This is a genomic window from Saccharicrinis aurantiacus (genome assembly GCF_001660705.2).
GTDB lineage: Bacteria > Bacteroidota > Bacteroidia > Bacteroidales > Marinilabiliaceae > Saccharicrinis > Saccharicrinis aurantiacus.
On sequence record NZ_LYBV02000034.1, the window covers coordinates 256,061 to 270,542 of the forward strand.

At 34.0% G+C, this 14,482-nt stretch carries 12 protein-coding genes; 10 read left to right on the forward strand and 2 right to left on the reverse strand.

What is annotated here, in order from left to right; genetic code table 11:
* The first annotated feature begins 87 nt into the window (after positions 1-87).
* From A8B35_RS17720 to atpG, 9 genes are all read left to right on the forward strand, one after another.
* Complete coding sequence (locus A8B35_RS17720) at positions 88-1,854, forward strand: adenylate/guanylate cyclase domain-containing protein (protein ID WP_245820815.1); 1,767 nt, start codon at positions 88-90, stop codon at positions 1,852-1,854.
* Between the two features lie 114 nt (positions 1,855-1,968).
* Positions 1,969-2,346 (forward strand): bactofilin family protein, encoded by a 378-nt coding sequence (locus A8B35_RS17725; RefSeq protein WP_068474904.1) that lies wholly within the window; start codon positions 1,969-1,971, stop codon positions 2,344-2,346.
* Between the two features lie 15 nt (positions 2,347-2,361).
* Positions 2,362-2,712, forward strand: a complete 351-nt coding sequence (locus A8B35_RS17730; protein WP_068474791.1) for a hypothetical protein — start codon at positions 2,362-2,364, stop codon at positions 2,710-2,712.
* A gap of 33 nt (positions 2,713-2,745) precedes the next feature.
* Positions 2,746-3,807, forward strand: a complete 1,062-nt coding sequence (atpB, locus tag A8B35_RS17735) for a F0F1 ATP synthase subunit A (protein WP_068474794.1) — start codon at positions 2,746-2,748, stop codon at positions 3,805-3,807.
* A 34-nt stretch (positions 3,808-3,841) separates the two neighbouring features.
* Complete coding sequence (gene atpE / locus A8B35_RS17740) at positions 3,842-4,051, forward strand: ATP synthase F0 subunit C (RefSeq protein ID WP_171973234.1); 210 nt, start codon at positions 3,842-3,844, stop codon at positions 4,049-4,051.
* Between the two features lie 33 nt (positions 4,052-4,084).
* Positions 4,085-4,582: a F0F1 ATP synthase subunit B gene (gene atpF / locus A8B35_RS17745; RefSeq protein ID WP_068474800.1), complete on the forward strand. Its 498-nt coding sequence runs from the start codon at positions 4,085-4,087 to the stop codon at positions 4,580-4,582.
* Positions 4,583-4,600: 18 nt separating this feature from the next.
* Positions 4,601-5,137, forward strand: coding sequence for an ATP synthase F1 subunit delta (gene atpH / locus A8B35_RS17750; RefSeq protein WP_068474803.1), 537 nt, complete (start codon positions 4,601-4,603; stop codon positions 5,135-5,137).
* 26 nt (positions 5,138-5,163) lie between these two features.
* Complete coding sequence (gene atpA, locus A8B35_RS17755; protein WP_068474806.1) at positions 5,164-6,747, forward strand: F0F1 ATP synthase subunit alpha; 1,584 nt, start codon at positions 5,164-5,166, stop codon at positions 6,745-6,747.
* A gap of 7 nt (positions 6,748-6,754) precedes the next feature.
* Positions 6,755-7,630: an ATP synthase F1 subunit gamma gene (gene atpG / locus A8B35_RS17760; RefSeq protein WP_068474808.1), complete on the forward strand. Its 876-nt coding sequence runs from the start codon at positions 6,755-6,757 to the stop codon at positions 7,628-7,630.
* A gap of 59 nt (positions 7,631-7,689) precedes the next feature.
* On the opposite strand, the gene A8B35_RS17765 is transcribed toward atpG, so the two are convergent.
* Positions 7,690-8,946, reverse strand: coding sequence for a phosphoethanolamine transferase (locus A8B35_RS17765; protein ID WP_222844173.1), 1,257 nt, complete (start codon positions 8,944-8,946; stop codon positions 7,690-7,692).
* A 290-nt stretch (positions 8,947-9,236) separates the two neighbouring features.
* A complete protein-coding gene (locus A8B35_RS17770) occupies positions 9,237-10,223 on the reverse strand; it encodes an acyltransferase family protein (RefSeq protein ID WP_068474813.1) in 987 nt (328 codons plus the stop codon).
* Between the two features lie 421 nt (positions 10,224-10,644).
* Between A8B35_RS17770 and metH the strand changes: the two genes are divergently transcribed.
* Positions 10,645-14,379 carry a methionine synthase gene (metH, locus tag A8B35_RS17775; protein WP_068474816.1) on the forward strand — a complete coding sequence of 1,245 codons (3,735 nt, stop codon included), beginning with the start codon at positions 10,645-10,647 and terminating at the stop codon, positions 14,377-14,379.
* Positions 14,380-14,482 lie beyond the last annotated feature (103 nt).

A 14,482-nucleotide genomic window follows, 5' to 3' on the forward strand; every position in this document is an offset into this window, starting at 1 on the left:
TCTTATTAAATAAACTTGGTTTATTTTGCGAATAAATATACTACTTTTGATATAAATACAACTACATATTCATAAAATCTAATAATCTTGAAAATTAAATATCTACATATAAATTTCTATTTGTGGTTGTTCATTTCTCTACTAATATCAGAACTATCTCTTCTATCGCAGAATAAAGAAATTCTGATCGATAACATAACGGTTAATCTAGATACAATATTGTTAGATGAAGATTCAATTATTTATATTAATAAAAATGATTTATTAACCTTTGATCTTGGATCTAAAAATTCGCAACCTATACTTAAGGTATTCTACCTAAAAGGGATGCAATCTAACAGATCCGATTCTACTTATCAAAATTCAGTTTCATACAGCAATTTAGACCCTTCAGAATATACATTCTATGTACAAACTAATAAACTATCCGAAAAGATTAGCATTAAGGTTAAAAGTAACTATTGGCTTTGGTTCTTATTAACCACAGCTATACTAATAGGTCTTATTATTATAGCTAGAGGATCTCTTAGAAAACATATAAATAACCAGATCGAGATCTTTAAAAAAGCCCTAGGTATAAACTTCTTTAAAACCGAACAATCTAGAGTTGACAATATTCTTCCGAAACAACAATCTCCAAAAAGAAAATATAATAAGGTAACCGTTTTGTTTGCCGACATACAAGGATTTACAAAAATAGTAGAGCATTTAAACCCAGAAACACTTATTGATGAACTAGATAGGTTTTTCATACGTTTTGATGAAGTTGTTGAAAAGTACCGCATAGAAAAAATTAAGACAATTGGTGATGCCTACATGTGTGCAGGAGGAATACCAATTAAAAACAGCACTAATCCGATAGAGGTTATCCTAGCAGCTTTAGAAATGCAAAAATTCATGAAGCAAGCAAATATTGATAACAAAAAAGAAGCTGGGGATTTCTGGGAGGTACGAATTGGCGTACATACGGGGCCCGTTATTTCTGGCACAATAGGCAGAAAAAAACTATCATTCGACATTTGGGGAGACAGTGTCAATATTGCTAGCCGGATGGAATCTTCGGGGATAGCTGGGAAGATTAATATTTCTGGAGTAACATATGAATTAGTAAAAGATTTCTTCGATTGCAAATATAGAGGGAAAATGCCTATTAAATATAAAGGTGAAACCGATATGTATTTCGTTAATCAAATTAAAAAGGAACTCTCAGTTGATGGCTTAGGAATTATCCCTAACAGTAAGTTTAACACTAAAATAAAATGGGTACAATATATTGATATCGAAGAGTATATTTTAGATTTATTAGAAAATAAATTATCAAAAAATCTACATTACCATAGCGTATTTCACACAATTGACGTATGCACACAAGTTGAAATTATAGGAAGATCAGAAGGTCTTTCAATGGGTGAGTTACTTATAGTTAAACTAGCTGCACTTTTTCATGATGTTGGTTTTATTAATGTGATAGATAATCACGAGGAAGAAAGTGTTAAAATCGCTCAAGAAACTCTCTCTAAATACAGATACACAGCTGACGAGATAAAAGAAATATGTAATCTGATAATGGCTACAAAACAAAATACAATACCTCTAAGTATAAGTGAAAAGGTACTAAAAGATGCGGACCTAGATTATTTAGGCAGAGCTGATTTTATTCCAATTTCTGATCGTTTATGGAAGGAGATCTGTGTTTGCCACACTAAAATGTCGCTCAGCGAATGGCATGTATACCAACTAGAATTCTTAAAAGCTCATAGATATTATACCAAAACTGCACAAGACCTTAGACAGGTTAAAAAAGAAAAACAAATTAAGAAATTAGTAGATTTAATAGCAGACAAAAATAATTAGTTCAATATTTAACTAAAAATAGCACTTTAAATACCCTGGAAATTTAAATTTTTATTTTCTTTGGTGGGCAATTATTATAGCATGTGGTTTAAAAAGAAAAAAGTAAGTAATAGTATGGCAAAATCAAATGAAACCGATAATAAACTACCCAATATGATTGGTTCTGGGACCAAAATTATTGGAAATGTTGAAACCAACGGTGATATTAGGATTGATGGAGAAGTTGAAGGGAATATCATATCTAAAGGAAAGGTAGTTATTGGTTCCAAAGGAAAAATTATTGGTGAGGTACAGTGTGTAAATGCTGAATTATCCGGGCTTATTCAAGGTGTGATTAAAGTGTCTGAATTACTATCTCTTAAAAATGCGTCTAAGCTACTAGGTGACATTTTTACGTCTAAATTGTCAATAGAGCCAGGAGCAACATTTACAGGATCGTGTAAAATGGGAGATGTAAATCAACCTAAAACTGAAATAAAAGAAAAAGGTTAATTCAAATTAACCTCAATGAAGTTATCAACCATAAGGATTATATTACTTGGTTTAATAGTATTAGGAAATTATCTATTATCGCAATTATTATTACCAAATCTAAAAATAGAAATACTATATATAAATTTATATATGGCTCTAGTTTTTGGAGGTATTTTATACATTTTTGGTCTTGCAATTAAAAAGGCAAAAGATAAAACGTTAATCATTTCAATAATACTTACTTCGGTAAGATTCACAATGGCCTTAATTTATCTTTTACCAATTATTTTAAGTAATAATCCATATAAGATTCAACTTTCTCTCGTATTTATGGTTAATTATTTATTCTACCTTGGCGTTGGCTTTACTGTCGATAACAGGTAAGGATCTTTAAAAATACAACAACAGTCATTACTAATGAAAAAAGTTTTTAGTTTACTCCTCGTAATATTGGTTTCTATACCTCTTTTTGCTTCTGAAAAAAGCTCAAAAGACGAAGAGTTTGACCCTACAGATCTCATTATGCATCATATTTCAGATGCACACTCTTGGCATGTTGTATCTTGGGGTGAGGGAGAAAACGAAAAACACATCGAAATTCCTCTTCCTATATTGCTTTATAGCGAAGGGAAAATACATACATTCTTATTTTCAAAGTTTGATAAAAAAACTCATATCGCGCAAAGCAAAGGACAGTATTTCATATACGACCACGGAACTATTTACCAAACCAATAAAGAAGGAGTTGTAACAAAAGATAGTCACGGCCATATCATCAATGAAAAACCTTTTGACTTTTCATTAACAAAAAATGTATGGTCGATGTGGTTATCATTAATAATTATTTTAGCAATTTTCATAACAATTGCTAAAATGTATTCTGATAAACCAAGTAGACCCAAAGGGATACAATCTTTTTTTGAGCCAATTATTATTTTTGTAAAAAATGACATTGCAGAAGAGCAAATAGGAAGCCATAAGGCGCATAAGTTTGTACCGTACTTACTAACAGTGTTTTTCTTTATATGGATTAATAACTTAATTGGTTTAGTACCCTTCTTTCCAGGAGGTAGCAACTTTACTGGGAATATTTCAGTTACAATGGTGTTGGCAATTATGACTTTCATAGTCACAAATATTAATGGCTCAAAAAGCTATTGGAAACATACATTAACAGCCCCAGGAGTTCCAGCTTTTGTTAAAGTATTATTAGTGCCCGTAGAAATAATAGGATTATTTACAAAGCCATTTGCATTAACTATTCGTTTATTAGCAAACATTACCGCAGGACATATTATTATACTAAGTTTAGTATGTTTAATATTTATTCTAAATACAGTAATAATATCACCTGTATCTGTATTATTATCAATGGTAATGTTTATGCTAGAGCTTTTAGTGGCTTTATTACAAGCTTATATATTTACATTACTCTCAGCCATGTTTATAGGCATGGCTGTTGCAGATGAAGAACATTAAGAATTAAAATAAATATAAAATAAAAATTGAGATTATGGATTCAGTAGTTATTACATCTTTAGGTTTAGGTTTAATCGTTATTGGTGCGGCTTTAGGTATTGGAAAATTAGCCAATGGTGCTATGGAAGCAATGGCTCGCCAACCAGAGATTAGTTCTAAAATTCAAACTGCTATGATTGTAGCTGCGGCTCTTATTGAAGGCGTTGCCTTATTTGCCGTTGTTGTTGCTTTATTAAAAGGATAATTATCCCCATTTGTATGGGTTAAATTTAAGACTATGGACTTTTTATTAACTCCAAATCCTGGTTTAGTTATTTGGACTACCATTTCGTTTGTTGGATTATTCTTAGCACTAAAAAAGTATGCTTGGGGACCAATCCTACAAGCCCTAAAAGTGCGAGAAGATACCATTGAATATTCTCTACAAGCCGCAGAAAAAGCTAAGGCTGATGTTGAAGAAATGGTAGCAACCCGTCAAAAAATGATGGATGAGGCTAAAAAGGAAAGAGATGAGCTCTTAAAAGATACTCGTGCTTTAAAAGATAGCATTCTTGCTGAGGCAAAAGAAAGTGCTCAGGAGGAAACGCAAAAATTGTTAAATGTTGCCCGTAAACAAATCGAAACCGATAAGCTAACGGCCATTAATCAATTAAAGAACCAAGTAGCTGACATGTCAATTCAAATTGCCAGTATTCTTATCGATAAAGAAATTGATACAGATGAAAAACAAAAGGAATTAATCAACAAGCACTTGGACAAAGCGAATTTCAACTAATTAAGCGAATAAAATTTCATGGATTATAGTTTAATATCTGTTCGTTACGCAAAAGCCTTATATTCATTAAGCATAGATAAAAACATCTCTGAAAAGGTGAATGAAGATATGCAATTGATAAAAGAGCAATATGGCAATAGCAACAAACTAAGCGAATTTCTCAATAGTGCTGTAATACCGAAAAATAAGAAAAAGAAATTATTTCAAGATGTTTTCGGGGAGCATGTGAATGAAGTTACCATGAAGTTTTTAACTATGCTAGTTGATAACAATCGAGAAGGAATGCTTCAATACATTACTCTGGATTTCATTGCAATGTATAAAAAGGAACAACAGATAAAAACAGTTACGCTTTATACAGCCATTCTGCTCGATAAAGAATACATTGCTAATATTCAGTCCTTTTTAGCAAAAGAGCTTAAATCTATTGTTGAATTAGAAGTTGTTGTAAGAGAACATTTAATTGGAGGATTTATGCTTATGCTTGATGGAAAACTAATTGACACTACAATTTCATCAAAGCTAAAACAAATTAAAAAACAACTATTAAGTTAGTTACTACTGGTTAAAGATTAATACCAATGGAAAAAATAAAGCCAGCCGAGATATCGGAATTATTAAAAAAACAGATAGAAGGTTTTACTTCTAATACTGATCTTGAAGAGGTTGGTACTGTGCTGCAGGTAGGTGATGGAATTGCCCGTGTTTACGGCTTGCAAAATGTACGTGCTAACGAACTTGTTGAGTTTGAAAGTTGCAATGGTATTGTTTTAAACCTTGAGCAAGATAATGTTGGGGTTGTTCTTTTAGGAACTTCAACAGGGATTAAAGAAGGAGATATCGTAAAACGAACTAATAGAATTGCCTCAGTAAAAGTTGGCGATGGAATGCTCGGACGTGTTGTTGACACTAATGGCAATCCTATCGATGGACGAGGCGCCATTGAAGGTGAAGTTTATGAATTTCCTCTTGAACGTAAAGCGCCTGGTGTTTTATATCGCCAACCGGTAAAAGAACCTCTACAAACAGGCCTAAAGGCTATTGATTCAATGATTCCAATTGGGCGTGGTCAGCGTGAGTTGATTATTGGCGACCGCCAAACTGGTAAAACAGCCATTGCCATTGATACCATCATTAATCAAAAAGAATTCTACGATCAAGGCAATCCAGTATACTGTATTTATGTTGCTGTGGGGCAAAAAGGATCAACTGTAGCCGGAATTGTAAATACATTAGAAAAGTATGGCGCAATGCCTTACACTACAGTAGTTTCTGCAACCGCAGCCGATCCTGCTGCAATGCAATTTTATGCTCCCTTTACAGGTACAGCAATTGGAGAGTATTTTAGAGACACAGGCCGTTCTGCCTTAATTATTTATGATGATTTATCGAAGCAAGCGGTTTCATATCGTGAGGTTTCGTTACTACTTCGTCGTCCTCCTGGTCGCGAAGCTTATCCTGGGGATGTATTTTATTTGCATTCACGTTTATTAGAACGCTCTGCAAAAATAATTGAGTCAGATGAGATTGCATCAAAAATGAATGATCTACCTGATTCGATTAAAGGAAAAGTAAAAGGCGGCGGTTCATTAACTGCACTTCCAATTATTGAAACACAAGCTGGTGATGTATCTGCCTATATCCCAACCAATGTAATTTCCATTACTGATGGTCAAATTTTCCTTGAAGGTAACTTATTTAATGCTGGAGTGCGACCAGCCATTAATGTAGGTATTTCCGTTTCTCGTGTAGGTGGTAGTGCCCAAACTAAAGCGATGAAGAAAGTATCTGGTACACTAAAACTTGATCAAGCTCAATATCGCGAACTTGAAGCTTTCTCAAAATTTGGTTCTGATCTTGATCCTGCTACAAAGGCGATTTTAGATAAGGGACGGAAAAATGTTGAGCTATTAAAACAACCTCAATATTCACCTGCTAAAGTAGCACATCAGGTCGCATTAATCTATTGTGGTACGCAAGGCTTAATGTCTGATGTAGCATTAGAAAAGGTTAAAGAGTTTGAAACTAACTTTATCGATGAATTAGAGATGCGTCACGCAGATGCAGTTTCAAACCTATCTAAAGGAGTGATCACAGATGCTGAAATGGAAGTAATAACAAGTGTAGCTAAAGATGTTGCCCGACGTTATAAATCAGATGAATAAAATATAGATGGCTAGTTTAAAAGACATACGAACCAGAATTGATTCGGTAAAAACAACACGTCAGGTAACCAGTGCCATGAAAATGGTATCTGCTGCCAAGCTTAAAAAAGCACAAGACGATATTGTTAAGATTAGACCTTACGCCGAAAAACTAAATGATATTATTTATGATATAATAAGTTCTTTGGAGGAAGGTCATCAATTAAAACTTACCGAAGAACGGGACTTAGAAAAGGTATTAATCGTAATGATTACATCTAATCGTGGTTTGTGTGGTGCTTTTAATTCTAATGTTAGTAAAGAAGTTAACAAACTATTAAACACTGATTTTAGCGATCTACATCAACAATCAAAAGTTGATGTTATGTCGATTGGAAAACAAGGTGAAAAGCTTTTAAAAACAGCAGGAACACTCTGTGCAATTTCAAACAATGCAGTTTATAGCGATATAGCATTCCATAATGTGGAACTAATTTCTGATCAAATCATTATCGACTTCTTAAATAAAAAATACGATAAAGTAATTCTTGTTTATAATGAGTTTGTAAATGCAGCGGTACAGAATGTAAGTGCAAAGCAATTCCTACCAATAGAACTGCCTAAGATTGATGTAAATCAAACATCTGATTATATTTACGAGCCAAGCATGAATGCCGTTCTTGAGGATATTGTTCCCAAGTCATTAAAAACAATGTTTTTCAGTTCCATACTTGAATCTATTGCTTCGGAACATGGTGCTCGAATGACATCTATGCACAAGGCAACAGATAATGCAAGTGAATTAATTAGCGATTTAGAATTAAGTTATAACAAAGCACGTCAAGGAGCAATTACCAACGAAATATTAGAAATTGTTGGTGGTGCAGAGGCTTTATCTCAATAAGGTCCCTTAAAATTTATTATATAACGAGGGTGCCCAAAACACCCTCGCTTTCACTAGAACTAGTATTGACAGAAATCATCAGAAAGCAGACTCTTATTCATTTCAAGTATGTTACTTTGTATACCTCCTGCCTGCAAAAGAGTATGGAAAATTGAGCTAGTATTTGTTCTTTTTGAAGTGTTTTGATGAGGATTTAGGCCATATCGTCTTATATACCGATCAGACATCCATATAAAGCAAGCCGCATTATATAAGCTTTCATGATTTGTAGCATGAAGCCACTTTCCATCTTCACCTAAAGATTCACCATGATCAGATACGTAAATTAAAATCGAGTTTTTACCCTCTAATTTTGAGATTATCTCATCTATGAAATAGTCTGTAAAATACACTGTATTATCGTAAGAATTTATCATTTGCTCCGAACTATTATCAACGAATGATCTTGAATTAATAATAGGATAGAATATTCTCATATCCAGAGGACACCGATAATTGTAATACCAGTGTGACCCAAGGGTATGAAGTATAAGAAACTTCTTTTTATAATTAATACCATTTATATGCTGATCAACTACATTAAGTATATTTTGATCAGTAGATAATGCATCGGAATAATCGCTGTTTTGAGCATTTAAATTAAGATATATATCACTCCCTTTTGCAAGGGCCGCGTAGGTATAATCAGGCACCTGATTTGCTAGCCAAACAGTATTATAGCCAACTCGTTTAAACAAAGATATAATGGACTCTTCATTATATGCTCTTTGCAGATTCATTGAATCTGCTCTAGTTAATATTTGTGGAATAGATGCTGCAGTATATGTATGTAAAGACCTATTTTTATTAAATGAATATATTCTTCTCTTTTCTAATAATGGACTGGTACACTTATCATATCCATTGAAGGATAAGTGATCGTTCCGAAGAGATTCCCCTAATACAAGCACTACTATTACCGAATCTTCATTAGTACAATAAGCATCTTCACCGATTACTTTTCGCTCTAACTGACTATTCTTGAGTGTTAAATAATATTCTTTTGTTGCATTTATTAATGAAAAAGGCACACGACTTATCATTGTATTATACCTTTTTTTATTAGCAGCTATAGCTGGAAAAATCAATAATAAAGATACAAAAAATAGGAGTATCTTCTGTTGAGTTTGAATACGTGCCAACCTTAACCTTAACCACATTATAAAAACCAGACCTATAAATAGGAATACAAATAAGAACACAAATGATGTACCTATAAACTCTTTAGTAACAGCCCAATGTGTTTTAAAAATAACTTCAATTATCTCACTAGTCACAGTGATATTATAAAGATATAATGAAGAGGCACTTACTGCAAACAAAAATATCACAACTGGTCCAATTATCATAAACACCCTGCGGCTAACTGACAAGATACCTAAGACGCCTATAACAGATAAAGTTAGTATAACAAAATGAACCGCATACTTTATAAAATCTGAAGCACCCCCAATTGGGATCCTAAAATAGTTAGATAAGGAGATAAATATGCTTAATAAAATAATTGCACAACAAAAGTGAAGTTGCTTGCTACTCCTTATTAAACGAGAAATTTTCAGTACCATGATTAACTTTTAGATAAATATGTTGGGTAAAGTAAAAGAATAAATCTCTTTCTAACTAAAATTGTCAGTCGTGTAATTAAAGATATAGCAAGAGTGGTAAAAATAATTGATGATATAACTGAATCTTTATGCTCAATACTAAAAATATAATACTCTATAATTTTAAAAACAGTATAAGTACGCAAATGTAATATCATTATAAACAAAGAGCTACATCCAATTACTTCGAGACACCTAATATGCAACAGCTTCAAGAAACACATTATTAAGAATGTGCCTGATATACCTGACAACACAAAAAGAAATAGGTTATTAAACTCACCTCTCTCACTATAAATATCTCCATTTAATGTACATGAAATTAGATAAAGCAAAAATAAAACAGGAATTGATAGTGCATATTGTATGTTCGTTCCTTTAATGAAATACCCTCGACTAATATTTCCAACATGATAAAAGAATAACATTATGCATGAAATATGAATATTCCAGGGCAACTTATAATTTATCTCCTGACAATAACAGTATCCAAAAAAAGTTAAAAAAATCACTACAATGTGTATTTGATCTCGCCTACGAGATATGAAATCATATAGTATTTCTGTAACAAAGAGAGTAGGAATAAACCACATCATCATACCCCAATCGAGATATTTATGATCACATATACCATAAAATATACCAATAAAACCATCAATTATAGAATAATCCCCAGAATCAGCAACTGCCCAAAATGAAAAAAGAAGAAAAGACCACAAAAAATATGGGTATAATAACTGCTTTGCCCTTTGTTTTACAAAAGAATACGTATTAGAATACTTTCTTTTATCATAGACCATCCCTGATATAATAAAGAAAAGCGGGATTAAAAAGCTATAAATATACATTCTAGTATATTCAAAGTAAATATGGCAGAAAGCAACTAGTATTATTCCAACTCCTCTAGTTGCATCAATCCAACCAAACCTTTTCTTTTCACAATTTCTCATAATATTCTTAAGTATATTTTATCAACAAACAACATTAAAAAGAACACTTCCTCTCTATATTTATAACAAAGGCAAATATATAAACACCCTTGAAAATTTCTTTATAGAAATACTCATATTACCATAAGAACATAACCTGTTATTGAGAACAATACAGCAAACAACTATATGACCTTACCTATCAGAATTCATAGAGTATGTCAGTTATAATAAATATATTTTAAAGAACTCAACTACTCAAACACATCAATTATAAGTAAACTAACAATCTTATACAAATATGGCCTTTGTGCCTAATATTTTGCTATTTTTGCACGCTAATTGTTAATGATTGATAAATGTCATGGTTTAAGGGGTTTGTTTCGCTTAATGCGTAAACCTTTTATTGTACAATTAGTTTAATTGGCAAATACTAGATTGAATGAGTAGAACAGAGCAACTATATAAGGCGATTGAAGAGCGTATTCTAATTTTAGATGGCGCAATGGGTAGTTTAATTCAAACCTATAAGCTTGAAGAAGAAGATTACCGAGGTGAACGTTTCAAGGACTTTCATAAACTGGTAAAAGGTAATAACGACTTACTATCTCTAACACAACCACATGTTATTAAAGAGATTCATGCCAAATATTTAGAGGCTGGTTCAGATATTATTGAAACCAATACTTTTAATTCGACTTCTATTTCGCAGGCTGATTACGATATGCAAGATGCGGTTCGTGACATTAATCTTGCTGCCGCTACTTTAGCTCGTGAAATTGCCGATGAGTTTACGGCTAAGAACCCTGATAAACCTCGTTTTGTTTGCGGTTCTATTGGTCCACTAAATATTGCGCTTTCGCTTTCTCCCGATGTTAATAATCCGGGTTACAGAGCTGCAACTTTCGATGAAGTTAAAGATTCATATAAGGAGCAAATTCATGCTTTAATAGATGGTGGTTCTGATCTATTGATGATTGAAACCGTTTTTGATACCTTAAACGCAAAAGCTTGTTTATTTGCCATAGATGAGGTTTTTGAAGAAAAGGGAGTGAAGTTACCTATTATGGTTTCGGGTACAATTACCGATGCCAGTGGGCGCACTTTATCCGGACAAACCTTACAAGCTTTCTTAGATTCTATTTCGCACATGGATATCTTAAGCGTTGGCTTAAACTGTTCATTAGGGGCAGCTGAATTAGAACCTTACATTACAGAATTAGCTAAAAGTTCACCATTCTATGTTAGTGCACATCCTAATGCAGGATTGCCAAATCAGTTTGGGGAATACGACCAAACGCCCGATGAAATGTCGGATTTGATTGCTACCTGGTTAGACAAACGTAGAATAAATATATTAGGTGGTTGTTGCGGAACAACACCAGAGCATATTGCTTCATTGGCAAACACAGCTACAAAATTTGAGGTACATCCGAAACAAAAGCCATCAGATATTACTCACTTAAGTGGATTGGAATCGCTACAAATGCGTGCCGATACCAACTTTGTGAATATAGGAGAGCGATGTAATGTAGCCGGTTCTCGTAAGTTCTTGCGTTTAATTAAAGAGAAAAAATACGAAGAGGCTGTATCTATTGCACGTCATCAGGTTGAAAATGGAGCACAAATCGTAGATGTAAACATGGATGATGCCATGTTAGAGGCCAAAGAAGAAATGGTGACCTTTTTAAATATGCTAATGGCTGAGCCTGATGTATCCAAGGTTCCTGTTATGGTCGATTCTTCGAAGTTCGAAGTAATCGAAGCCGGCTTAAAATGTTTACAGGGTAAATCGGTTGTAAACTCTATTTCACTTAAGGAAGGCGAAGAGAAATTTAAACACGAAGCATCTATTATTAAAAAATATGGTGCTGCTGTTGTGGTTATGGCATTTGACGAGAAAGGTCAGGCCGATACCTACGAGCGTAGAATAGAAATATGCGGAAGAGCTTATAAGATATTAACAGAAGAATTGAACTTTCCGCCACAAGATATTATTTTCGATCCCAATGTATTGGCTATTGCCACGGGTATTGAAGAGCATAATAATTATGCCGTTGATTTTATTGAAACGGTAAAATGGATTAAAGCTAATTTGCCACATGCACATATTAGTGGTGGTATCAGTAATTTATCGTTTTCGTTCCGCGGAAACAATGTGGTGCGTGAGGCAATCCATTCAGTATTCTTATATCATGCCATTAAAGAAGGTTTAGATATGGGTATTGTGAACCCAGCTATGCTTCAGGTTTATGATGATATTGATAAGGAATTATTGGGCTATGTTGATGATGTAGTATTCAACCGCAGAGCTGATGCAACGGATCGTTTGGTTGATTATGCCGATAAGATCAAGGACCAAGATCAAGGCGTTGTGGAAGCACAAGTTGCTGCTTGGCGCGAAGGAACACTTGAAGAACGCTTAACCCATTGTTTGGTTAAGGGAATTAGTGACTTTCTAGATGAAGATATCCCTGAAGCCATAGAGAAATACCCAACTGCCCTATCCGTAATTGAACAACCACTAATGGATGGTATGAATGTGGTGGGTGATTTATTCGGTGATGGAAAAATGTTTTTACCACAGGTGGTTAAAACTGCGCGTGTGATGAAAAAGGCAGTAGCCATTCTTCAGCCAATCATAGAATCTGAAAAAGTTGAAGGTGCTGCATCTTCGAACGGAAAGATATTAATGGCCACTGTAAAAGGTGATGTGCACGATATTGGTAAAAATATTGTGGGTGTTATTCTAGCCTGTAACAATTACGAAATAATTGACTTGGGTGTAATGGTTCCTACCGAAACTATTTTGAAGGAAGCTATTAAACACAATGTAGATATTATTGGCTTAAGTGGTTTAATTACGCCTTCTCTAGAAGAAATGGTGAATGTGGCCAAAGAAATGAAGGCGAAGAATTTTGAAGTGCCTTTATTAATTGGAGGTGCAACAACTTCAAAAATTCATACTGCGGTAAAAATTGAGCCCAATTATAATCATCCTGTGGTGCATGTTAAAGATGCCTCAAAAAGCGCACAGGTGGTAAGTCAGTTATTATCTAATAACAGCAGAGAATCTTTCGGCTTAGCCATACGCGAGGAATATGAAAAGTTAAGAGAGAGAAATGCCAATAAAAAGGCTACCGTTATAGCTCCTATTGCTAAGGCAAGAGCAAATAATTATAAAATCGATTGGAAGCAAGAAGATATTACAAGGCCTCAATTTACAGGAATTAAAGTTTTTGATGATTACGATTTAAGTGAGATTCGCAAGTTTATCGATTGGACATTCTTCTTCCAAGCATGGCAATTAACAGGTAATTACGATGGTATTGAATCTATTAATACTCCTGAAGAAGAAACTACATGGTTGGCACAATTTAAAACTGAATTAAGCCAAAATAAAGCAAAAGAAGCACTGAAACTTTGGAACGATTCTCAGGCTATGCTTGATAGAATGGAGAAGGAACAAATGACCAAAGCGAAGGCTGTATTTGGTTTATTCCCTGCGCAAAGTGATGGTGATGACATTGTGGTTTATACCGATGAAACCCGAACTGTAGAGCGTGGCCGTTTTAACCAAATGCGAGAGCAACAAGATAAGCCAGGTAAAAAGGCATTCCATTGTTTGTCGGATTTTGTGGCGCCAATTGACTCTGGTGTGAAGGATTATATTGGTGGATTTGCGGTTACTGCTGGTTTGGGTGTTGATAAGTGGGAAAAGGCTTTTGAAGCCGATCACGATGATTATAGCTCCATCTTATTAAAATCACTTGCCGATAGATGTGCCGAAGCTTTTGCTGAGTTATTGCACTTCAGAGTACGTCGCGAATTCTGGGGCTATGCTCCCGATGAAGAGTTCAATACAGAGAATTTTATCCGTGAAAGATATAGAGGGATTCGCCCAGCATTAGGTTATCCAGCTTGTCCTGATCATTCTGAAAAGAAATTACTTTTCGAAATAATGAATACTGAAGAAAACACGGGTATTACATTAACAGAGCATTACAGCATGTTCCCTAATGCATCTGTAAGTGGACTATATTTTGGTCACCCTGAGGCAGTTTATTTCGGAATGGGTAAAGTAGCTAAAGATCAAATACAAGATATAGCTGACCGTCGAGGGGTTGCCATCGAAGAAATTGAAAAATGGGTACCATTAAATTTGAGTTATAAATAATATAGGTTGTCAAGTTCTTTGTTTAGCAACAAAACTGGTTACCAATAAAGTTAATAAAGAGTATGTATTAGAATAGTTGAAGCAGAGTAAGGTGTTCTACACC